Raw genomic sequence first — 22,844 nt, forward strand, 5'->3', positions numbered from 1 at the left:
GTCGTGGTCGTGATATCCGACCCGCCGCCCGCCCGTGGACAACCCGCGAAGCAACACCGAATGGAGGACACGTGCCGCTGTAAGACTCAAATGCAAATCTGTCCGTCGAAGCGGGTCAATCTCAGTTTCGCTCACCGTCGTTGCAGCACGCTCTGCATGTTTTCTGGTCGGAGTCGCGGCCACGGTTAGAATCATGGCTTCCTCAAACTCTACCCGGATCGCGTTGGGAAGTGCCTGAGGGTATCGCTGACGGTATCACCGCTATCCGACCAGGCGGAAAGGCCGTCTCCACAGGGATCCCAGTCATCGATTGACGATCGAGTGGGAGAGAGGTTTAAATTTCCTCAATAAATTTTCAGGCGTCATGGCGCTGGCATTCAAATCGACGGTTGCCGGCGCAGAAGCGGTGCGCGGTCCTACGTGATATGAAGACGAAATCGTTTGACGTGGCGCTGCTTAAAAGCAGTGTTCCGGCGCAGGGAAGCGTTTGTTCTTCACCGCCTCGATATAGGCACCGATCGCTCCTTCGATGCTCGACTGCCCGTCCATGAAGTTACGCACGAAGCGAGCAGTTTTGCCGGGGAACACACCCAACATGTCGTGCATCACGAGCACTTGACCCGAACAGTCCGGACCAGCGCCAATACCAATGGTCGGGATGTCTAGCATCACCGTCACCTCCTTGCCTAGTGAGGTCGGAATGGCCTCAAGGAGGAGGAGAGATGCGCCTGCTGCCTGCAGTGCCATAGCATCGGCTTTCAATTGCTCTGCGTCTTCCGCTTTTTTTACCCTGTACCTTGAATCCACCGAGTCGATGCACGGACTGCGGCGTCAAGCCCAGATGAGCGAAAACGGGTACACCACGTTCAGTGAGAAATTTCACGGTATCGACCAGCCAGGCTCCCCCTTCGAGTTTGACCATATGCGCACCTGCCTGCATGAGTTTCACCGCGTTGTCGAATGCAGACTGCGGAGTTGCATAGGTACCGAATGGCATGTCCGCGGCCACCAATGCGGATCGGTTCCCTCGGGTGACAGACGCCGTGTGATAAGCAATATCCGCAAGTGTGACCGGCAATGTCGTGCTGTGCCCCTGCAACACGTTGCCAAGTGAATCCCCTACTAGCATCACATCAACGCCACAGCGGTCCATCAGCGAAGCGAAGCTGGCGTCGTAGCAGGTCAGCATCGCGATCTTTTCGCCTGCACTTTTCATATTCAATAGTGAAGGCACGGTGATCACTTCGCTGCGTACGGTGCTTTGGCCTTCTTGAAGATATCCAGACATATTCTTTACTCGATGTTGAAGAAGTTCACACTTGCTGGACTGCCTCCAGTCCACCTGGTCCTACTTCTCCACCTTGTCGTACATCACCATGATCGTTTGTTGCATTAGTGCACAAAGCGTTTCATGGCCGTCTTTGACAGCGAATACCTCTGCCTGAGTGACGATTAGCGTACGACCGGGGCGGACAACCTGGCCACGGGCGATCAGGATTTCGCCGTCGGCCGGAGCGACCAGATTCATCTTGTATTCGACAGTCAATACGGACGCACTGGCCGGCACCAAGGTCATCGCAGCGTAGCCGCCAGCGGAGTCGGCAATCATACCCACCACGCCGCCATGTACGAAGCCGTGCTGCTGCTCGACACCACTCCAAACGGGTAGGTGAATTTCGGTGTGGCCGTGTTCAATCACGGGCAAAGTCGCCTGGATCAACGTCATCGCATTCTGGCGCATGAAGCTGGCGCGAATGCGTTCGGCGAAGAGGGAGTCGGGTATATGTGTCATGAAGGGATTGTATTGGTAAATTTCATATCATCGCGCGCGGCGAGCGGATCCGGTGCCAATGACGCGACCGACGGATCTGCGGACGCATGTGGTGATTGCTTTTTTGTTTGGCGCACTTGCGTAAGTCACTCTTCTCGCGCCAGCCGCACGAGGATGTCGGCAAGGGCACGAATCTTCGGCTGAGCCGCACGTTGAGATGGATATACCAGAAAGTACGACGCACCGTTTCGCACTACCTCGCGAAACGGCGTCATGAGGGAACCCGCATTAAGTCTTTCTTGCGCCATGCGTGGATCGCCGATTGCAACCCCATGACCTTCTGCTGCGGCAGTGAGCGTCAATTCAAGTGTATCGAATACAAGCCCCTGTCGAGCATTGATGTACGTCGCCCCGACACTATCAAGCCAACCACGCCATTCCGCATAACCAGGTCCAGGATGGAGCAACGTCGCGTCCGCAAGATCGGCGACCGATCTGAGAGACGCAGCCAATGCGGGTGTGCACATTGGCGCGAGCGTTTCGGCAAACAGCGGTACCGCTTCTACGCCCATCCACTGTCCGGTGCCACGCACGACAACGGCGTCGACATCCGGCGCGGTGAAATCCGGCATGTCGTCAGCGGATGTCGAGATGCGCAGCTCAGTGCCGCCCAGCGCATTGTTGATCTTTGCCAGCCGCGGGAGCAACCAGCGAATCGCAAACGTGGACGGTAACCGCACCGTGATCACCGACGCCGCGCCATGCTGAATTGCAGCATGCTGAACGAGCTGCGTCAGCACTTGGACTGCCACCGTCAGCAGCGTGTCCCCCTCTGCGGTCAATGCCAGCCCCGACGCATGACGCACGAACAGCGCACATTGATAGTGCGCTTCCAGTTGCTGGATCTGCCGACTGACCGCGCCCTGCGTGCGGCACAGATGATCTGCGGCCTTACTCACGCTGCCGAGAGACGCCGCAGCGACGAACGCCTGAAATCCGGCTAGCGACGGCAGGGGGCGGGTCAGATCTGCCAGCGGGTATGTTCCGGTTGCATACCCCGCTTGCGGATTTTTCGATTGTTCGGTCATCGGCGCGTCGCTATTGTGTTTCAACCAGGGGCGTGCTCGTTTGACCGGGCCGCATCTTTAACGAATTATCGGAGGTTACTGTGGTGTCGTCACCCGAATTACTCTATACGCAGCAGGTTCGCACCTACCTCAAGGAGTTGGAGCGCGGCGACGTCGCCGCGATCTGCGCCCTGTTTGCACCGGACGCACAGATTTTCTCGCCGTTTCTCGGTTCGATGCAAGCTGCACCGTTCTTTGCCAAAGTCAGCGAAGCATCGGGACAGAGCACGATCAGGCCTATCGACATCTGCGTGAGCACAACGGGCGCTCGGCGTGCGACGGGTTACTTCATCTACGATTGGGTGCTGAAAGACGGTTCCGCGGTGAGCTTCGAGTGCGTCGATGTGTTCGAGTTCGACGCCAACGGGCTGGTCGAGCGCATGATAATTGTGTACGACACTTATCCTATCCGCAGCACGGTCGGCGATAAGTACGCGTAGTTTGCCGACTAGTCGTTTACTCGGTCATGTCTCTGGTCGCACCGCTGAATTGTGCGCTTTGCCGCGCATACAACGCGGTGTTCCGCATCTTTAGGCTGCACCTAATCCCCGCTTTCGAACAATCAAATTCCAAGCTGTTTTTGGTGTCGGCAACCTGCGTTCTACCTCGTGAACGAACGCGAGGCGACACTCAGGAACGATAGCCGAGACCTGTTCGTTCCTGCATCGAAGCCTGCTCTTGGAGATGGTTATGAACGGCCGGAAAGGATTGGTTAAATTAGGTGCGGCACTCAGCATGGGCGGGATGGCTCTGGCCTGCTCGGCCACAGCGGACGCCAGCGTCGTGGTGGGCGTGGCGGGTCCGATGACGGGGGAGTACGCGTCGGGGGGCGACCAGTTTCGCAAGGGCGCGGAACAGGCAGTGAAGGACATCAACGCGGCAGGGGGTTTGCTTGGACAGCAGCTCGACCTGGTCGTCGGCGATGACGTCTGCGATCCCAAGCAGGCGGTTTCCGTTGCCAACAGTTTCGTCAACAAGAAGGTGGCGTTCGTCGATGGCCACTGGTGCTCCAGTTCCACGTTGCCCGCTTCCGATGTCTACAACGACGCGCAGATTCCGCAGGTAACGGTATCGACCAACCCCAAAATTACGGAACGCGGCATTAAGGGGATTTTCCGCATCACGGGCAGGGACGACCAGCAGGGGCAGGTTGCGGCGGACTACATCACCGCGAACTTCAAGGGCAAGAAAATCGCCGTCATTGATGACAAGACGGCGTATGGCGGCGGTCTTGCGGACGAGATTGCAAAAGATCTGGCGGCGAAGCAGACACCCGTGGCGCTACGCCAGTCGATCACGGCCGGTGAAAAGGACTACTCCGGTTTGATCAGCAAACTGAAGGCGAACGGCATTCAGATTCTTGCTTACGGCGGCTACTATCAGGAAGTCGCACTGATTCTGCGGCAGGCGGCGCAGGCCGGGCTCAACCTGACGGTCCTCGGCGGCGACACGCTGACGAACAATGAACTGGTGACTGCCGCAGGGCCGGAAATCGACAAGGTCCTGTTCACCTTCCCGCCCGACCCGCGTAAGAGTGCTGCCGCTGCAAAGGTGGTGGCGGCCTTTCGCGCGCAGAAGATCGAGCCGGAAGGCTACATGCTGTACTCGTACGCCGCCATGCAGGTTTTCGCCGAGGCCGCGAAGAAGGCCAACTCCACCGACTACGCGGCGATCGTGAAGCAGCTTCACAACGCATCGTTCAGCACGGTGGTCGGTCAAGTGGACTTCGACGCGAAAGGTGATCTGAAAAGCCCGGGTTATGTGGTCTACCGCTGGAAGGGCAACAGCTACGACTATGTGAAGTGACACGTTCTGTCCAGTCTACGTAGCACGGAAAGAGGCGGCGCGTCGCTCTACTGCGCCGCCTCTGTAGCAGATTCACCGGAGAGGACATGAACCAGGCACTGCAACAACTAATTAATGGGCTGACCTTGGGCGCCGTCTACGGCCTGATTGCGATCGGCTACACGATGGTCTACGGCATTATCGGCATGATCAACTTCGCTCACGGCGATATATACATGGTCAGCGCCTTTATCGCCGTGACCTGCTTCACGCTGCTTGCTGGCAGCGGAATCTCGTCAGTCGCGGCGAGCATTGCCATTACGCTGATCGTATCGATCGCACTGACGTCCGTATTCGGCTGGACCGTCGAACGTGTCGGCTATCGGCCGCTGCGCGGATCCAATCGTCTTGCGCCGCTGATTTCGTCGATCGGGATTTCGATTTTCCTGCAGAACATGGTTCAGCTGACTCAAGGCGCACGAGTCAAGTCCATCCAGCCACTCGTGACGGGAGGAGTGAACCTTTTCTCCGGTGACCAATTTCACGGGCCATACGTTTCGTACGTGCAAATTCTCATCGTTGCAGTAACGATTCTGCTGATGTGCGCCTTCACGTTGTTCATCAATAAAACACCTTTTGGCAGACAGCAGCGAGCCTGTGAGCAGGACCAACGGATGATGCAGTTCCTCGGTTACAACGTGGATCGGATCATCGCCCTGACGTTTATGATCGGCGCCGCCCTGGCTGCCGTCGCAGGCGTTATGGTCACGCTCTACTACGGCGTGATCGACTTCTCGATTGGATTCGATGCCGGTATCAAGGCGTTTACCGCAGCTGTGCTCGGCGGAATCGGCTCGATTCCCGGGGCAATGCTGGGCGGTGTGATCATCGGTTTGATCGAAGCATTCTGGGCTGCCTACCTCTCGCCCGAATACAAGGATGTGGCCACGTTCGTGATTCTGATTGTGGTCCTGATGTTTCGTCCATCCGGGCTTCTCGGCCGACCCGAAGTGGAGAAGGTGTGATGAGCTCGACAGTCATGCAAGAAACGAATCTACATTTCCGTCTCAAGGATGCACTTGGCGCGGCGCTGGTCGCGGGCCTGGTCGGCTTGCCTATGTTGGGTTTGACTACGCGAGACGGGACCAATGGTCTCGAGGTTCAGACGCGATGGGCGCTGCTGGCGGCTTTCATTGCGATCTCATTTGCAGGGCGCGTCGTCATGCAGCTTTTGCTGCAGCGTTTTAGTCTTTTTTCAAAACGTCGGTCGCGCGCCAGACCCGCTCCTCAAGTTGCGGGTAACGGCTCGCTTGTCTGGGCCGGCGCCGGATGCGTGGCGTTCGCCGTGCTGTTGCCTGCGTTGTTTGCTGGAAACCGCTACGTCGTCGATACAGCGACGACCGTACTTATTTACGTCATGCTTGGCTGGGGCTTGAATGTCGTCGTCGGTCTGGCGGGGCTGCTGGACCTCGGTTATGTCGCGTTCTATGCGGTGGGCGCGTACACATACGGCCTGTTGTCGACGCATTTTGGCTTTGGTTTCTGGCAGTGTTTGCCGATCGCCGGTGGCCTCGCTGCGGCGTTCGGCATGTTGCTTGGATACCCGACACTCCGGCTCAGAGGCGACTATCTAGCCATCGTCACGCTTGGATTTGGGGAAATCATACGGTTGGTGCTCGTGAATTGGGGAGACCTCACAGGCGGGCCCAACGGCATCTCGTCCATTCCGAAGCCGACCTTCTTCGGGCTCCCCATGCAGGCATCTGGCGACGGTCCGACCTTCGCGACCGTGTTTGGCCTTGATTACTCGCCCGGCCAGCGAGTCGTCTTTCTGTACTACCTGATCCTCGCACTTGCGCTGCTGACGAACCTCCTCGTCTCGCGGCTCAGACGGCTGCCCGTTGGGCGCGCGTGGGAAGCGGTGCGCGAAGACGAGATCGCCTGCAAAGCAATGGGCATCAACGTAACCAATGTGAAACTGTCCGCCTTTGCGACGGGTGCCATGCTGGCGGGATTCGCCGGCGTGTTCTTCGCAGCGCGGCAGGGTTTCATTTCGCCCGAGAGCTTCACCTTTTCGGAGTCGGCCACGATTCTCGCGATCGTGGTGCTCGGCGGTATGGGGAGCCAGCTCGGCGTCGTCCTTGCGGCAGCCTTGCTGGTGATTTTGCCCGAGTTGGGGCGTGATTTCTCCGAGTACAGAATGCTGCTTTTCGGTGTTGCAATGGTCTTTATCATGGTCGTGCGGCCCGGCGGGCTGATCAGCCATCGCCGTGCGACTGTCAGCGCGCCTCGCGTGGAGGCAAAACGATGAACGCCTCCACTTCGCTGCTCAGCGTTGAAAATCTGACGATGCAGTTCGGCGGACTTCGCGCGATCGAAGACCTGTCTATGACGGCGCGCGCAGGAGAGGTGACGTCGGTGATCGGGCCGAACGGAGCCGGAAAGACGACGTTTTTCAACTGCCTGACGGGCTTTTATAAGCCGACCAAAGGGGCCATCACGTTGGGGCATCCCCGTCATGGGAAGCTCAGGCTGAATGCGATGAAGAATGTCGACGTGGCACGGGTTGGACAGGTCGTCAGAACGTTCCAGAACATACGGCTGTTCCCGCGTATGACCGTGCTCGAAAACCTGATGATCGCCCAGCACAATGTCTTGCAGGACGCGTCTAGGTTCTCGATTGCTGGCGCACTCAATGCGAGGTCGTTTCGACGCGCGAACGACAAGGCGATAGAAAACGCTTTGACGTGGCTCGAGCGATTAGACGTTCGAGATATAGCCAACAAACCTGTCGGCGAGATGCCGTATGGGGTGCAGCGCCGCGTCGAGATCGCGCGCGCGATGTGCGCGAACCCCATTCTCCTTTGCCTCGATGAGCCGGCTGCCGGCCTCAATCCGCGTGAATCGGCCGAACTCACCGCGTTGTTGACCTCGCTCGCCAGGGAGCAGGGTATCGGCATATTGTTGATCGAGCACGATATGAGCGTCGTGATGAAGGTTTCAGACCATATTGTCGTGCTCAATCACGGAAAGAAAATTGCAGAAGGCTTGCCTGCTGACATCAAGGTGAATCCTGAGGTGATCAGCGCATACCTTGGCGAGGACGACGAGACGTCGCCACTCGGTAAAGCATCGCAGGAGAAATCAGCTCATGCTTAAGATTACCGAACTCAGTGCTCACTATGGCAGCGTCCAGGCGCTACGCGGGGTGAGCCTTGGCGTGAAGACCGGCGAGATCGTCACGTTGATCGGTGCGAACGGCGCAGGCAAGTCGACGCTGATGAATACCATTTTCGGCTATCCGCGGGCCAGCGGCGGCAAGGTCGAATTCGACGGACAGAATATTTCGAATCTGCCATCGCATGCGATCGGCAAACTCGATATTGCGGTGGTGCCCGAGGGGCGTCGCATCTTTCAGCGGATGACCGTGCTCGAGAATCTCCTGATGGGCGATACGTCGGGCAATCGCCGAACCGCGGATGACCTCGAGCGCATGTATGAGATGTTCCCGATCCTGAGAAGCCGAGCTTCGCAGCGTGCCGGCACACTGTCAGGAGGGGAGCAGCAGATGCTCGCGATAGGCCGCGCATTGATGTCGCAGCCGAGATTGCTGCTACTCGATGAGCCGTCGCTTGGTCTCGCGCCGATCTTCATCAAGAAGATTTTTTCGGTCATCAAGGAGTTGAACGAGCAGCTCGGGATGACGATTCTGCTTGTCGAACAGAACGCTCACCACGCTTTGCGCGTGGCGCATCGCGGGTATGTTCTCCAGCATGGTCAGATTGCCCTCGAAGGGAGAGGTGCCGAACTGCTGGCCAACCCAGCCGTGCGGGCCGCGTATCTGGAGGGCGATACTTCTCAACTGGATGCGGCCTGAACGGTGATCCGGAGGGCGCGGGCCGCTTGCCCCTACTTTTCGAGGTTCGGGGCAACGGAATTGCGGCCATTCTCCGCAGAGCCACGGCGCCAGCAGATGAGTTGAACACCATGAAAAAAAAGGGGTTACCCGGCCGGCGTAGGGGCGCCTATTCTCAAGAAATGTGCAGAATTCCGCGAAAATTAGCCGAGCCCTCTCAAGACCGGAATTTCGCAAAGATCCAGAATGCTGTAAACCGAATCGATCGCCGCCACCGGATTGCGTTCCAGAATGAGGCCGATCCATGAGCCTGCCTAACGGGACTACATGGGGCTACACGGGACGATGGCGGCATATACGGAACGAATTCAAGTGCAGGCCACCGGCCCGCACGCTCAATGAACTGGTTTTTTGTGGAGTTTTCGCATGAAAGTGCTCATCGTTTTCGCTCACCCCGAACCCAAGTCGTTCAACGGTGCGCTGAAAGACACCGCGGTCTCGACCCTGAAAGCGCAGGGCCACGAGGTTCAGGTAACCGACCTGTATCAACTGAAGTGGCGGCCCGAGCTCGGCGTCGAAGACTTCGTGGGTGAGCGTCTCAACCCTGACTTCCTCGATCTTTCGGCGGAACAGGAACATATGTTCGGGACGTCCACGAAACCGACACCGGATGTCTCCGCCGAGCAGCAGAAGGTGCTCTGGTCCGATCTGATTATTTTCCAGTATCCGATGTGGTGGTTCGGGATGCCCGCGATCCTGAAGGGCTGGGTGGATCGCGTGATGACCCGCGGATTCGCCTATGCAACCGGGCGAAAATACGAGACCGGTATGTTCAGGGGCCGCAAGGCAATGGTTTCGACCACGACGGGAACGGCCGCGAGCCTCTACGAGCCGGACGGTGTCGACGGTGATATCAATCACATTCTCTGGCCGATCCACAACGGGATCTTCAATTACCTTGGCTTCGATGTGCTGCCGCCGCATGTGTCCTGGATGCCTGGCCGCGTGAGCGCCGAGGAGCGGCAAGCTTACCTCGACGTCTACGCAGCGCGGTTGCGTGCGCTCGAGAGCACGGAGCCCTTGTTCTTCCATCCCTTTGCGGACTTTGGGCCGGACCAACGTCTGAAGCCAGGTGTCGTGGCCCGTTCCGGCTTCCAATGGAACCCGGCCGTCGGCCAGTCGCATGCCGATGCGGCAGAAACGTACACGCCGAAGAAGATTGCGAACGTGGGATGATCCGGTGTGGCGTCGGGCCGCAGCTGCTTTCGACAGCTTCTGCGGCCCAGCATCAAAACTGATCAGGAGTGAAACGCACCATGGAAAAGCTGCCCATGTTTCAGAAGCTGCACCACGTCTGCATCGTGGTTCGTGACATTGAGAAGGCCGTGAAGTATTACGAGTCGATTGGAGTCGGTCCGTGGACGGATTTTCCGCCGCTGGATGCATATGAGCTGGACGGCTACGATCGTCCAGCTTTTCTGAAGATGCGTTATAAGTTCGCGAACATCGACAACGCCCAGTTGCAGCTTTGCCAGCCGGGCGACGGAGACACGCCGCAACGACGTTTCCTGGAGTCGCGCGGCGAGGGCGTGTTTCATCTCGGCTTCTCCGTCGAGAGCTGTGACAAGGCGGAGGAACAGGCCGCGAGCGCCGGATTGGATGTCCTGGCACGCGGGCGTCTCGAAGATCGAAGCGGCTTCACGTACTTCAAGACGGTCAACGAAGGCGCCGGAGTCACGTTGGAGGTTCGGGCGCCGAGTACCAAGGCAACGCAAGGAATCAAGTCCTGAAACCCACTTGCTGCATGATTCTTTCGTTACCCCACTCGTCCTGATCGAATTCAGAAATGCCCCGCGGTACGCCGCGGGGCATCGTCACTTTTATCTCATGACGAACGGGTTCGCAGTCTTGATCCCGGTATTGATCCAGACGCTCTTCGTTTGCAGATACTCGCGGATCGCGTCGACGCCGTTCTCGCGACCGAGTCCCGAATCCTTGTAGCCGCCGAACGGCGACATGTAGCTCACGGCGCGATAGCTGTTCACCCAGACCATGCCGGCCTGGAGCTTTTCAGCGACACGAATGGACCGGCCGATATCCTTCGTCCAGACACCTGATCCTAGTCCGAAGCGTACATCATTGGCCAGTGCAACCGCGTCGTCTTCGTCCTTGAATTTGATGATTGAAAGGATGGGACCAAAGACTTCCTCCTGAGCGATGCGCATCCTGTTGTTGACGTTACCGAAAATGGTTGGCTCGACGAACCAGCCATTGCCGCATTCCGGTGCACTGCCTGGCTTTCCACCGAGCAGCAACGTCGCGCCTTCCTGCTTTGCGGTTTCAATGTAAGACAGGACCTTCTGGTATTGAGGGCGCGTCGTTACCGGCCCGACCTGCGTATCCATACTCGACGGATCACCCATTTTCGCTGTGCGTGCCAGCGTCAGGAGTTTGTCGACGAACGTGTCGTAGATGCTTTCTTGCAACAACAGCCGCGAACCGGCAATACAGGTCTGTCCGGTCGCGGCGAAGATGCCGGAAACCGCGCCATTCACTGCGTCTTCCAGGTCGGCATCCTCGAACACGATGTTGGGTGACTTGCCGCCGAGTTCGAGACTAACGTGTTTGAATTGACGTGCTGCCGCCTCGTTGATTGCACGGCCTGTGGAATCTGCGCCGGTGAACGTGATCTTCTTGACCAGGGGGTGTTCCACCAAAGGCGAGCCGACGTCCGCACCGAATCCGGTCACGACGTTCACTACGCCTGGCGGAAAACCGGCTTCGGCGAAGAGTTTCGCAAACTCGATCGTGGACGCCGAAGTGAACTCGGACGGTTTGATCACAACCGTGCAGCCTGCGGCCAACGCGGGCGCAATCTTCCACGTGGCTAGCAAAAGCGGCGAGTTCCACGGCGTGATTGCGGCGACGACACCCAGCGGTTCGTTGCGGGTGAAGTTGAAATAGCCTTTCTTGTCGAGCGGAATGACGGCGCCCTGAATCTTGTCCGCCAGACCGCCAAAATAGTAATGCCACTGGGGCAAATACTGGCACTGTCCGAGCATCTCCGCCATGAGCTTACCGTTGTCCCGTACTTCGAGCTCTGCAAGCCGCTTGGCGTCTCGCGCGATCAGATCACCGACCCGATGAAGCAGCAGGCCTCGCTGGCTCGGGGACATCTGTGACCATGGTCCAGTACCGAATGCGGCATGCGCCGCTTGCACGGCTCGATCGACGTCGGTCCCGTTGCCTTTTGCAATCTGGGCCCAGGTTTCTCCCGTGAACGGGTTTTCCGTATCGAACCATTCGCCCGAAGCTGATTGGCATGATTCGCCGTTGATATACATCTCAAACCGTTGCATGACTTTCGTCTCCTTTGTCGACCGGAGTTAGCGCTTCAGCGCTTACTCCGGTCCCATGTAAGATGCTGCTGTTAATCTTCAATCAGGCGCCAAGAGGCAGACGTCGCTGGGACTCGGCCAGGATTTCCTGCGCCTTCAAAATGACCGGTCGGTCTACCATGCGGCCATCCACCGCAACGGCCGCTCCGTGAGATGCAACCGCACCTTCGACAACCCGGTGCGCCCATTCGACATCCTTCTCGCTGGGGACGAACGCCGCATTGACCGCAGCCACTTGCCTTGGATGAATGCAAAGCTTGGCGCCGAAGCCGAGCCGCTTTGCACGGATCGTGTCGCGCGTGATCTGCTCGGGATCGTCGAGCGTGGTACTGACCCCGTCCACCGGTGGAAGCAGGTTGCCGATGCGAGAGGCGAAGACGATCTGTGAGCGGAAGTACAGAAGCTGCTCATCGTCGCCGTCAATGCCGAGGTCGAGCTGGAAATCCACATTGCCGAATACGAGTCGAGTGGTCAGCCGGTGCTGGGCGATAGCGACCACATTCCGAAAACCCTGAGCGGTCTCGACCATCGGCAGGATGTCGGTCGGCTTGCCGGCGAACTCGCACAGGAAGATATCGTCGATGCGTTCCGTCTTGGGCAGCATGACGGCGGCGACGGATGGCGCACGGCAGACGGCGATGTCGTCGCGAAACCATTCGCTATTCACATCATTCACACGGACCGCCACCGGCGTACTGTTTGTCGACAGCCACTCGGCGAGGGCCGCCCGTGCGATCTTCTTCTCGGTGGGCGGCACTGCATCCTCCAGATCGATAACGACAACATCGACGCCCGACGCAGCCGCCTTGGCAAATCTGTCCGGTCGGTTGCCGGGAACGAAGAGATAGGAGCGGGGTGCAAGGTCAGCCATGTTGAGCCTCCAGTTCCGATTCGGGGAGCAGTTTGGGTACGACGGTTGCATCGGTAATCGTCCATACCGACGCGATGGAGCGCTTGAGTTCGTCTTCAGTAGCCGCATTGCCATACAAACCCAGCGTGATCGTTTTGTGTTCGAGTTCAGCGCGCGTGAGCGTGTTGCCTGGATCGCCCTTGGGATCATCCACGCGGCCCTCGAAGCTGCGGCCATCCTTCGTCTGAACGATGACCTTTCCAATCCAACGTGACGGATAGGCCGTATCGACTTCAGGGTCGAGCACCATCGAAACCTTTTTGCAGAAGTGCGCGATCCGGCTTTCCTTGTAATGGCCGTCGAACTCACGTACGCCCGCGTGGCCGAATTCCGCGACCAGAGCGAGGACGGTGCCCATTGAGAACTTCGCCTGATGGACAGTCCTTGGATCGGTTACGGGTCCAAGGACATCGATCGCGGCCTGGTGAACATGAGTCACCACCGTCTCGATGTCATCCGGCACGAGCTTTTCACGCTGAATAACCTGCAGCAGGGCATCGGCCGCCGGATGAGCGTGCCGGCAGGAAGCGTGATACTTGAAAGACGTTTCGATCAGCGCCCAGCGCTTGCCGAGCGCTTCGGCGAGTTTGTCCGGATGCGTTTGCGTGGACATACCGGCCCCCATGCCTTTCGCGCCTTCGAAGATATCCTTAGCGCCGGTGAAGCCGTCGGCCGCCAGGTAGGCTGCGAGAAGACCGTTCGACGCAGCCTTGGCCGTATGCAACTGCTTGGAGTCCGCGGCGTCTTTCAAGAATTCCCAGAGTCCGGCTGCTTGGGTGCCGGCGGAGCCAAACGCGTTCACCATCTGCTCGTCGCTCAATCGCAAAAGATTACCGACTGCTGCTGCAGCCGCGATCGTCCCGACCGTACCGGTAGTATGAAAAATCTTGTAGTGTGACCGGCCGAGGAATTCACCGACACGGATGCCCACTTCATAGCCTGCGACAGACGCTGCGATGAACTCTTTGCCACTTCTGCCAAGCGCTTGCGCGGCGGCCCACGCTGCGGGGAAGACGACGGTTGCCGGATGCAGGACCGAACTGTTGTGAAGGTCATCCTGTTCAGCGAAGTGCGATGCGGCGGCGTTGATCATTGCCGCGAACAGCGGGCTGGTCGTTCGCCGGGAGATCAGTACTTCGCAGGGACCGGACTGCGGCCCGAAATCGAATGCGTGCTTCTGGATCGTCTCGACGGGGCGCGCTTCGCGGCCAGCCAGTGCTGATCCGAACCAGTCAAGGAAGAGGTCTTCTGTGCGTGCCACCACGTCTTTGGGGATCTGTTCAAACTTGAGATTGGCTGCAAACGAAGCAAGAATCTGTGTGTTACTCATAACAGGCTTACCTTGACTGGGGAGTTAGATTACGGCCGCGTCACGAAGCTCGCGGATGGCATGCGTCGTAAAGCCGAGTTCATTCAAAAGGGCTTCGGTGTGTTGGCCTAACGCGGGCACGGCGTCCAGTCGAACATCGGATGCTGTACTGATACCTGGCGGCAGCAAGGCGGGAATGGAGCCGGCAGGGGAATCGATGTTCACCCAGCGATTGCGTTCTTTAAGCTGGGGATGCGACCACACGTCGGGCATATCATTCATCCGCGCGTTGGCGATCTGCGCGCTATCCAGCCGACTGATGACTTCTTCCGAAGTCAGTTTGCTGAATGCGGCGACGATGATTTCGCGCAGTTCCTCGCGTGCTGCTACCCGCTTCGAGTTGGAACTGAAGCGAGGATCGACGGCGAGCTCGGGTTCCAGCAGAACCTGTGAGCAGAAAACACCCCATTCACGCTCGTTCTGCAATCCCAGCATGACTGTCTTTGCATCGCCGGCGGGGAAGGGGCCATAGGGGTAGATGGTCGCGTGAGCGGCGCCCGCACGAGGTGGCGGGGATGCGCCGTCGAACGCGTAGTAAAGGGGATAGGTCATCCACTCCACCATGCTCTCGAGCATCGAGACGTCGATTTCCCGTCCCAAGCCGGTCTTCGATCGTTGCAGAAGCGCGGAGAGGATGTTCGTGTAGGCGTACATCCCTGCAGCGATGTCAGCAATGGAACAGCCAGCTTTGGCCGGTGAGTCCGGACCGCCGGTAATCGACAGGAACCCGGACTCACTCTGAATCAGCAAGTCGTATGCCTTCTTGTCCCGATAGGGACCATCGGATCCGTAACCGGAGATGTTGCAGACAATCAGGCGGGGATACTTGTCACGCAATGCTTCATACGACAGACCCAATCGCGCCGCGGCACCGGGTGCGAGGTTCTGCACCAGCACGTCGGTGTCCTCAAGCAGGCGCTCGAAAATCCCCTGCGCCTGCGGGGCCTTGACGTCTAGCGTGAGGCTCTCCTTCGAGCGGTTGCACCATACAAAGTGCGAGGCCATGCCGTGCACGCGCTCATCGTAGGCGCGCGCGAAGTCCCCGACACCTGGGCGTTCGATCTTGATCACGCGGGCGCCAAGATCCGCAAGCTGCCGGGTACAGAAGGGTGCTGCAATCGCGTGTTCGAGGGTGATGACCTTCACGCCGTCCAGCGGTTTCATGTCCGTCTCCTCAGAAAGAGCGCGGCAGTCCGAGCAGATGCTCGGCTACATACGAAAGAATGAGATTGGTCGAGATCGGCGCGACCTGATAGAGCCGTGTCTCGCGGAATTTGCGTTCGACGTCGTATTCGTTCGCAAAACCGAAGCCGCCATGGAACTGCAGGCATGCGTTGGCCGCCTCCCAGGAGGCGTCAGCCGCAAGTAGCTTGGCCATATTGGCTTGCGCGCCGGCGGGCTGCCTGGCGTCAAAAAGCTCGCAGGCCTTATATCGCATCAAGCTCGCCGCTTCGACGTTGACGTGCGCGCGGGCGATCGGGAACTGCACACCCTGGTTCTGTCCGATCGGGCGGCCGAAGACGACGCGTTCTTTAACGTACTTACAAACCTTGTCGAGGAACCAGTACCCGTCGCCGATACATTCAGCGGCAATCAGTGTCCGCTCGGCATTCAGGCCATCAAGGATGTACTTGAAGCCTTTGCCTTCTTCGCCGATGAGGTTTTCGGCGGGGATCTCGAGGTTGTCGAAGAAGAGTTCGTTAGTCTCGTGATTCACCATGTTCGGGATAGGGCGGACGGTCATGCCTTTGCCGATAGCCTGATGCAAGTCGACCAGAAATATCGACATGCCCTCGGATTTCTTCGCGACCTGATCGATCGGCGTGGTCCGCGCGAGCAGAATCATGAGATCGGAATGCTGGATCCGGGAGATCCACACCTTCTGACCGTTGACGACATATCTGTCGCCTTTGCGCACCGCCGTTGTCTTGAGCTTTGTGGTGTCGCTGCCGGTCGTCGGCTCGGTCACGCCCATCGACTGAAGTCGCAACTTTCCGCTGGCGATTTCTGGAAGGTATCTGGCCTTCTGCTCTGCCGAGCCGTGCCTGAGCAGTGTCCCCATGTTGTACATCTGCCCGTGACACGCACCGGAATTGCCACCGCTGCGGTTGATCTCTTCCATGATCACCGAAGCTTCGGTCAGGCCGAGCCCGGAGCCACCATATTCTTGCGGAATGAGGGCCGCAAGCCAACCGGCGTCGGTTAGCGCTTGCACAAAGGTCTCAGGGTAGGCGCGTTCCTCGTCGATCTTGCGGAAATACTCGGCAGGGAAGTTGGAACACAGATCGCGAACCGCTTCGCGAATGTCCTGATAGGGGTCAACGTTAGCTAGCACTTGTCTCTACTCCTCGGAGTTCATTTTTGAAAAACATACGCGGGTGCCGTTAGCGTCGCCTCGGCATCGACGCACAACACGCCATCGGAATTGGCTGCCCAGAGCTTCACCTCGGTCGATCCGGGGGCGCGAGCCGCGTAGATATAAAAGGGGGCGCGGTCAAAGAGCGGGTTGACCGCTTTGAATGAGAAAGACGCGATCGACTCGGCAGGAAGGTTGCGCCGCAGGAGATCGATCAGCAAAGTCGCAGTCAGCGGCCCGTGTACGACCAGCGCGGGATAGCCTTCCTGTTCCTGGGCATAGGTGCGGTCATAGTGAATGCGGTGCCCGTTGAAGGTATCGGCGGAGTAGCGAAAGAGCAGCACCGGGTCGGGCACGATCTCCCGTCTCCACGTGAAATCCGCCGGCGCGGTTGGGCCGGTTGCCGCGGTGTACGCCGTCGTCGCGGACTCGCGGTACACAACGTCTTGCTCTTCCGAAATCAGCGGGCCCTCGAGGTCTTCCAGTTCGTGACGCAGACGGACAAACACGAGCTTTCCGCTGCGTCCTTCCTTGGCCGCTACGTCAAGAATCTGCGACGTCCGGGTGACTTCGCTGCCGACCACGAGTGGACGCTCGAACCGCACGCGGCTGCCGGCCCACATCCGTCTGGGCAGGGGTACTGGCGGCAGGAATCCGCCGCGTTGCGGATGTCCGTCCGCGCCAACCTGCGCTTGCGAAACAATGTGAGGAAAAAACGCCCAGTGCCACAGCGGAGGCAACGGACAGCCGGCCTGCGGGACGTCCTCATAGTCCAGCGTGGCGGCGAGTTGCTGCGCAAGACGTGGCGAGACGAATTCGCGTTCGGCCTGTGTACGGCCGATCCAGGCGCGCAGGTAGTTGAGTTCAGCAGTCATGGGGTCGTCGGGTAGCGTCGTTCACGCTAGATTGACGCACCGGCCTGCTGACTACAATTTGTGTGTGGAGAAGAGGGCTTTAAACGCAGACTAACTGCTGAGGTTCAGGCCGCCTGGGACTCGCAATCGGATTTGCACTTCTGCGTCAGGAGGTCGACGAGTTCGCGCGCGAACGACGGCAACAGGTCAAGGTTGCGAACGCAGATCAGCAGATTGCGCGTCGCCCAGTCGTCCTCGATTTCAACGAGCCGGATATTCATGGTCTTCACGTAGCGCACTGCTGACGAGCAAGGCAACACGCCGATCCCGACGTTAGCCTCGATCATTCGGCACAGTGCTTCGAAGTTACCCACTTCGATTCGCACCAGAAGTTTCTTGTGCATGTCGCTTGCTACGCGGTTCAGAAAGGTGTGAATCGCGCTTGCTTCCGGCATCCCGACGAAGTCGAACCCGGTTGCGTCCTCAAATGGAATGGACGATTTTCCAGCCAGGGGGTGTGATTCCGACACGGCCAATATGAGCCGGTCCGAGCGGTACGGCAGGACTTTCAGCGATTCGGGCCGGACATTCCCCGCCACTATGCCGACGTCCGCCGTGCCTTCACTGACCGCACGCACCACGTCATGGCTCAACCGTTCGCGAAGCTCGACGTTCACATCGGGATGCTCGGCGAGGAAGTCACGCAGGTCGTTAGGAAGAAATTCAGTGGTGGCAGTCGTGTTCGCAAAGATTCGCACGTGACCTTTGATACCGCGCGCGTACTCCTGCATGTCGCCGCGCAACTGCTCGAGCTGCGACAGGACGACCCGCGCGTGGTGTAGGAACGCCTGACCCGGCGGGGTGAGGGTCACCCCCTGGCTGGTCCGATACAGCAGTTTTGCGCCCATGCTTTCTTCGAGATTTTTGATCCGGGTACTTGCTGCGGGTACCGACATATGAAACCGCTCGGCGCCACGCGTCAAGCTATCCGTCTCAGCAATACATGTGATGAGACGAAGATCAACCAGATCGAAATGCATGGCCATGATACGTGCTCCGAATGAAGAGATGCCCCGTTGATTCAGTGTAGCAAATAGCAGAAATCCGCAAATCGGTATTTTCGATATTTCCCGCCTGTTTTTATTGAATCGCTATATACGTGGCCTATTGATGGATATCGACGACGGTATGATTTCTATAACTATGCAAAAAACCGCATTAATCAAGGGAGGCAGATCAAGACCGGAAAATTTTCGCGCCGGACAATCGGTTCACGGTAGCGTGCCGCGCTCTTCAGGGCGGCAGAGCGGCCCAAACCATTCAATCTGGAGAAAGCGATGTTGATTGCGCCGTTCAAGAACGAGCCGTTCGATTTGTTCGACACCGAAAGTGCCAAAGCAGACATGCAGCAGGCGCTGAAGAAGGTGCGTGCCGAGTTTGGTCGGACCTATCCGCTGGTGATCAATGGCGAACGTCTGCAGACCGAAGCGAAACTCGTCTCGACGAATCCGTCGAATCCGGACGAGATCGTAGGCTTTGCCGCCAAGGCGACGACGCAGCACGCGGACGCCGCACTGGAAGCGGCCTGGAGCGCCTTCGAATCGTGGAAGCGTTGGAACCAGGAAGATCGATCGCGCGTCATGTTGAAGGCCGCGGCCATCATGCGCCGGCGCAAGCGCGAGCTCGAGGCATGGCTGGTCTATGAAATCGGCAAGAACTATGTCGAAGCCAGTGCTGAAGTCGCGGAAATGATCGACTTCACCGAGTACTACGCACGGCAGGCGATCAAGCACGTCGGCGGCGTGGGTTCGCTGATTGATTATGCGGGTGAAGAAAACGAGAGCTTCTATATCCCGCTGGGCGTGGGTGTGACGATTTCGCCGTGGAATTTCCCGATGGCATTGATGACCGGCATGACGGTCGGTGCCATCGTGGTGGGTAACACGGTCGTTTGCAAGCCTGCGGAGGATACGGTGGTGTCACTGGCGAAGATCTTCGACATCTTCGCCGAAGCAGGACTGCCGCCCGGTGTGGTGAATTATCTGCCGGGTACCGGACGCGAGATCGGTTCGTATCTGGTCGCCCATCCGAAGACGCGCTTCATCAACTTCACGGGCTCGCTCGCAACCGGTGCCCAGATCAACGAGTCCGCTGCAAAGCTTGCCGAAGGCCAGAAATGGTTCAAGCGGGTATTCCTCGAATTGGGTGGCAAGGACGCGATTCTTGTCGATGAGACGGCCAACCTCGATGACGCAGCGACCGCGGTGATCCAGGCAGCCTTCGGCTATTCCGGCCAGAAGTGTTCGGCCTGCTCGCGTCTGATCGTGGTGGATTCGGTCTACGACGCATTGCTCGAGAAGGTCATTGCGAAGACGAACGCACTCGTTGTCAGCGAGGCCAAGGACAATCCGAGTTTCGGTCCGGTCTGCAATGAACTGCAGTACAAGAAGGTGCTGTCGTACATCGATATCGGTCACAGCGAGGGCAAGCTTCTGACGGGTGGCAAGGCCGTGGAAAATGCAGCGGGCTATCTGATTGAGCCGACCATCTTCGGCGACGTCTCGCCTCGCGCGCGCATTGCACAAGAGGAAGTGTTCGGACCGTTCGTCGCCGCAATCCGCGTCAAGGATTTCGACGAAGGTCTGGCGGTGGTCAATGACACGGTCTACGGGCTGACCGGCGCGCTCTTCTCGAACGACCGCAGTCGCATCGAGCGAGCACGCCGTGATTTCCACGTCGGCAATCTGTACTTCAACCGCAAGTGTACGGGCGCGCTGGTCGGTGTTCAGCCGTTCGGCGGTTTCAACCTGACGGGCACCGATACCAAGACGGGCGGTCCCGACTACCTTCTGCAGTTCCTGCAAATGAAGGCAGTGGCTGAACGTCTGTAAGCATGCGTGTTCCGGGGCGCCACCGGCAGGCGACCCCGGTTCACGCACCGGGATCTCCATATAAACGGAATGAACACAATGGGCTTCATTGCAGACCGCATTGGCCAGATCGTCCCTGCGCAAACGATGGCAATGTCAGCAAAAGCGACAGAACTGCGTCGTGCCGGGAAGAACGTCATATCCCTGTCGCAAGGCGAACCCGACTTTCATACGCCCGAGAATATTCAGGCTGCAGCGATTCGTGCGATGCGCGAAGGCAAGACGCGCTACACGGAGGCCGCGGGTATTCGGGAGTTGCGCGAGGCCATCGTCGCGAAACTGAAACATGACAATTGGGTCGACTACCCGGTGGACGGCGTCAGCGTATCGGTTGGTGCGAAGCAGGCAATTTTTGCGGCCTTTTACGCTACCCTCAATCCGGGTGATGAAGTGATCGTGCCGGCGCCGTGTTGGGTCTCCTATCCGGAGATCGTCAAAATGGCGAACGGCACACCCATCGTCGTGGCGTGCGATGAAGCGGCAGGGTTCAAACTGACGGCTGCTCAGCTGGAGGCGTCGATCACGCCGCGTACCAAGTGGCTGATGCTGAATTCACCATCTAATCCGACCGGCGCGGTTTACTCGGCTGAGGAACTACGCACCATCGCGGAAGTACTGCGTCGACACCCCCATGTCTGGGTGCTTTCGGACGACATCTACGAAACGCTCATCTATACGGGAAGCCCGTTCGTCAATATTTTGAACGTGGCGCCAGAGTTGCAGGAGCGGACGCTCATCATCAACGGTGTCTCCAAGGTGTACTCGATGACAGGCTGGCGGATCGGCTATTCCGCCGGACCGGCTGCGCTCATCTGCGCCATGAATCTCGTGCAAGGCCAGATTGTCACCAGTGCGTCATCGGTGTCGCAGTACGCAGCGATCGAAGCGCTGAAGGGGGATCAGTCATTCGTAGAGACGTCGCGATTGGCTTTCGACGAGCGCCGGAAACTGGTCGTCAAAACGCTGAGCGACATACCGGGACTTCATAGCAACCAGCCCGAAGGCGCGTTTTATGCCTTCGTCGGTTGCCATGGTGTTATTGGAAGCCGTACGCCGAGAGGCAGACTTCTGGAAAACGACCAGGACTTCGTCATGTACCTGTTGGAAGAGGCGAACGTGGCGGTGGTTTCAGGTTCCGGGTTTCTGCTCTCGCCGTACTTCAGACTCTCTTACGCCGCGTCACTCGACGATTTGAACGAAGCGCTCAGCCGGATTCGCGCCGCGTGTCAAAGCCTCGAAACAGTGGCGGTCTGATCGTCCGTTATCCACACACTGCTCGGCTCTCAGGAGCCCAATGAGCCTTCGAAGGTAAATCATGAGCGAAAGGATTGTCATCACGGGTGGTGGTGCAATGGGTTGTTCAATCGCGTATTTCCTGAGCCTCCAGAAGACACCCGGCCGAGAAATCTGGGTGATCGAAAAAGATCCGACCTATCAGATCGCGTCATCGTCGCTCTCGGCCAGTTCGATCCGGCAGCAGTTTTCAACGCCCATTTGCATTCAGTTATCGCAGTTCGGTTACGACTTCTTCTCTTCGTGCGAGCGGGAGAAGGCGCGGTACGGTGCCGGTGTTGATCTGGTGGATTGCGGCTATCTGTTCGTGGGCAATGCGCAGCAAGAGAGCGTGCTACGTCGGCGTAGCTCACTCGCCAGATCGTTAGGGGTCGAGTTGCAGGAACATTCCGCTGAAGCGCTGCAGCAGCGTTACCCGTGGATGAACGTCAGCGATCTGACGTATGCCGTTGAAGGCCTTGCAGGCGAAGGCTGGTTCGATGGCTACAGTGTCATGCAGTGGTTCAGAAACCGTGCGCGCGAGGCGGGCGTTCATTTCGCCACGGGTGAAGCGGCGGGCTACCGTACACGCGGAGACCGGATTACCCATGTCGAACTGACCGATGGGCGGGAAGTCTCCGGGGACACGTTCGTGAATGCAAGCGGAGCGTGGTGCGCGTCTCTTGCAAAAAGCGTGGGCGTTGATCTGCCGGTTCGGCCAAGAAGGCGTTCGGCGTTCGTCGTGTCGTGCCCGACGTCGATTCCGGATATGCCGATCCTGATCGATACGTCTGGCGTGTACCTGCGTAGGGAGCAGAATCATTTCCTCTGCATTGTCTCGCCCTCAGCGGAGATGGATCTGGATAACCTGCCGCTCGACGTGCAGTTTTCCGAATTTGACGAGATCATCTGGCCGACGCTGGCAGAGCGGATTCCCGCGTTTGAAGCCTTGCGCGTGGAACATGCCTGGGCCGGCTACTACGAATACAACATCCTCGACCAGAACGGCATCGTCGGTCAGTCGGGCCCGGAAAACTCGTTCGTGGCGGCTGGGTTCAGCGGCCACGGCATGATGCACAGTCCGGGTGTCGGTCGTGCAATGGCTGAACTGCTGGCCTTCGGCGAGTTCAGAACGTTGGACCTCTCGCCACTATCGCCGGCGCGGCTCACTTCGGGCCAACTGGTGATCGAGGAGGGTGTTTACTAGCGCCAGGCA

The 22,844-nt window shown here is 58.5% G+C and carries 20 protein-coding genes and 1 pseudogene; 11 read left to right on the forward strand and 10 right to left on the reverse strand.

Going from position 1 to position 22,844, the window contains the following annotated elements; all coding sequences use genetic code 11:
• Positions 1-456: 456 nt before the first annotated feature.
• The 3 genes and pseudogenes from panB to GNZ12_RS39850 form a co-directional block, all read right to left on the reverse strand.
• Positions 457-1,288, reverse strand: a pseudogene (gene panB / locus GNZ12_RS39840) (3-methyl-2-oxobutanoate hydroxymethyltransferase).
• 60 nt (positions 1,289-1,348) lie between these two features.
• Positions 1,349-1,792, reverse strand: coding sequence for a PaaI family thioesterase (locus GNZ12_RS39845; protein WP_172317940.1), 444 nt, complete (start codon positions 1,790-1,792; stop codon positions 1,349-1,351).
• Positions 1,793-1,917: 125 nt separating this feature from the next.
• On the reverse strand, positions 1,918-2,859 hold the full coding sequence (locus GNZ12_RS39850; RefSeq protein WP_172317991.1) for a LysR substrate-binding domain-containing protein: 942 nt from the start codon (positions 2,857-2,859) through the stop codon (positions 1,918-1,920).
• An 80-nt stretch (positions 2,860-2,939) separates the two neighbouring features.
• Between GNZ12_RS39850 and GNZ12_RS39855 the strand changes: the two genes are divergently transcribed.
• The 8 genes from GNZ12_RS39855 (at position 2,940) to GNZ12_RS39890 (ending at position 10,329) form a co-directional block, all read left to right on the forward strand.
• Positions 2,940-3,338: a nuclear transport factor 2 family protein gene (locus tag GNZ12_RS39855; protein ID WP_172317942.1), complete on the forward strand. Its 399-nt coding sequence runs from the start codon at positions 2,940-2,942 to the stop codon at positions 3,336-3,338.
• 250 nt (positions 3,339-3,588) lie between these two features.
• Positions 3,589-4,704 carry a branched-chain amino acid ABC transporter substrate-binding protein gene (locus GNZ12_RS39860; protein ID WP_172317944.1) on the forward strand — a complete coding sequence of 372 codons (1,116 nt, stop codon included), beginning with the start codon at positions 3,589-3,591 and terminating at the stop codon, positions 4,702-4,704.
• An 86-nt stretch (positions 4,705-4,790) separates the two neighbouring features.
• Positions 4,791-5,708: a branched-chain amino acid ABC transporter permease gene (locus tag GNZ12_RS39865; protein WP_172317946.1), complete on the forward strand. Its 918-nt coding sequence runs from the start codon at positions 4,791-4,793 to the stop codon at positions 5,706-5,708.
• Entirely contained in the window at positions 5,708-6,994 is a 1,287-nt protein-coding gene (gene livM / locus GNZ12_RS39870) for a high-affinity branched-chain amino acid ABC transporter permease LivM (protein WP_172317948.1), read from the forward strand. The genes GNZ12_RS39865 and livM overlap by 1 nt, the downstream gene beginning before the upstream one ends.
• The gene (locus tag GNZ12_RS39875) at positions 6,991-7,842 is read left to right on the forward strand and encodes an ABC transporter ATP-binding protein (protein WP_172317950.1); all 852 of its coding nucleotides are present in this window, start codon (positions 6,991-6,993) and stop codon (positions 7,840-7,842) included. Before livM ends, GNZ12_RS39875 begins: the two co-directional genes overlap by 4 nt.
• On the forward strand, positions 7,835-8,560 hold the full coding sequence (locus GNZ12_RS39880) for an ABC transporter ATP-binding protein (protein ID WP_172317952.1): 726 nt from the start codon (positions 7,835-7,837) through the stop codon (positions 8,558-8,560). Before GNZ12_RS39875 ends, GNZ12_RS39880 begins: the two co-directional genes overlap by 8 nt.
• A 405-nt stretch (positions 8,561-8,965) precedes the next feature.
• Entirely contained in the window at positions 8,966-9,775 is an 810-nt protein-coding gene (locus GNZ12_RS39885) for an NAD(P)H-dependent oxidoreductase (RefSeq protein ID WP_172317954.1), read from the forward strand.
• An 80-nt stretch (positions 9,776-9,855) separates the two neighbouring features.
• A complete protein-coding gene (locus GNZ12_RS39890) occupies positions 9,856-10,329 on the forward strand; it encodes a VOC family protein (RefSeq protein WP_172317955.1) in 474 nt (157 codons plus the stop codon).
• A gap of 90 nt (positions 10,330-10,419) precedes the next feature.
• On the opposite strand, the gene GNZ12_RS39895 is transcribed toward GNZ12_RS39890, so the two are convergent.
• From GNZ12_RS39895 to GNZ12_RS39925, 7 genes are all read right to left on the reverse strand, one after another.
• On the reverse strand, positions 10,420-11,898 hold the full coding sequence (locus tag GNZ12_RS39895) for an aldehyde dehydrogenase (RefSeq protein WP_172317957.1): 1,479 nt from the start codon (positions 11,896-11,898) through the stop codon (positions 10,420-10,422).
• 82 nt (positions 11,899-11,980) lie between these two features.
• Positions 11,981-12,808 (reverse strand): HpcH/HpaI aldolase/citrate lyase family protein, encoded by an 828-nt coding sequence (locus GNZ12_RS39900; protein WP_172317959.1) that lies wholly within the window; start codon positions 12,806-12,808, stop codon positions 11,981-11,983.
• Positions 12,801-14,177: an MmgE/PrpD family protein gene (locus GNZ12_RS39905; RefSeq protein ID WP_172317961.1), complete on the reverse strand. Its 1,377-nt coding sequence runs from the start codon at positions 14,175-14,177 to the stop codon at positions 12,801-12,803. Before GNZ12_RS39905 ends, GNZ12_RS39900 begins: the two co-directional genes overlap by 8 nt.
• A 24-nt stretch (positions 14,178-14,201) precedes the next feature.
• Positions 14,202-15,380 carry a CaiB/BaiF CoA transferase family protein gene (locus GNZ12_RS39910; protein WP_172317963.1) on the reverse strand — a complete coding sequence of 393 codons (1,179 nt, stop codon included), beginning with the start codon at positions 15,378-15,380 and terminating at the stop codon, positions 14,202-14,204.
• A gap of 10 nt (positions 15,381-15,390) precedes the next feature.
• On the reverse strand, positions 15,391-16,551 hold the full coding sequence (locus GNZ12_RS39915) for an acyl-CoA dehydrogenase family protein (RefSeq protein ID WP_172317965.1): 1,161 nt from the start codon (positions 16,549-16,551) through the stop codon (positions 15,391-15,393).
• Between the two features lie 20 nt (positions 16,552-16,571).
• Complete coding sequence (locus tag GNZ12_RS39920; protein ID WP_172317967.1) at positions 16,572-17,447, reverse strand: FAS1-like dehydratase domain-containing protein; 876 nt, start codon at positions 17,445-17,447, stop codon at positions 16,572-16,574.
• Between the two features lie 104 nt (positions 17,448-17,551).
• Positions 17,552-18,472 carry a LysR substrate-binding domain-containing protein gene (locus GNZ12_RS39925; protein WP_172317969.1) on the reverse strand — a complete coding sequence of 307 codons (921 nt, stop codon included), beginning with the start codon at positions 18,470-18,472 and terminating at the stop codon, positions 17,552-17,554.
• 291 nt (positions 18,473-18,763) lie between these two features.
• On the opposite strand from GNZ12_RS39925, the gene pruA reads away from it, so the two are divergent.
• From pruA to GNZ12_RS39940, 3 genes are all read left to right on the forward strand, one after another.
• Positions 18,764-20,317 carry an L-glutamate gamma-semialdehyde dehydrogenase gene (gene pruA, locus GNZ12_RS39930; protein ID WP_172317971.1) on the forward strand — a complete coding sequence of 518 codons (1,554 nt, stop codon included), beginning with the start codon at positions 18,764-18,766 and terminating at the stop codon, positions 20,315-20,317.
• A 78-nt stretch (positions 20,318-20,395) separates the two neighbouring features.
• Positions 20,396-21,610, forward strand: coding sequence for a pyridoxal phosphate-dependent aminotransferase (locus GNZ12_RS39935; protein ID WP_172317993.1), 1,215 nt, complete (start codon positions 20,396-20,398; stop codon positions 21,608-21,610).
• Between the two features lie 61 nt (positions 21,611-21,671).
• Positions 21,672-22,835 (forward strand): NAD(P)/FAD-dependent oxidoreductase, encoded by a 1,164-nt coding sequence (locus GNZ12_RS39940; protein WP_172317973.1) that lies wholly within the window; start codon positions 21,672-21,674, stop codon positions 22,833-22,835.
• Positions 22,836-22,844 lie beyond the last annotated feature (9 nt).

The organism is Paraburkholderia solitsugae (assembly GCF_013177695.1).
In the GTDB taxonomy this organism is placed as follows: domain Bacteria; phylum Pseudomonadota; class Gammaproteobacteria; order Burkholderiales; family Burkholderiaceae; genus Paraburkholderia; species Paraburkholderia solitsugae.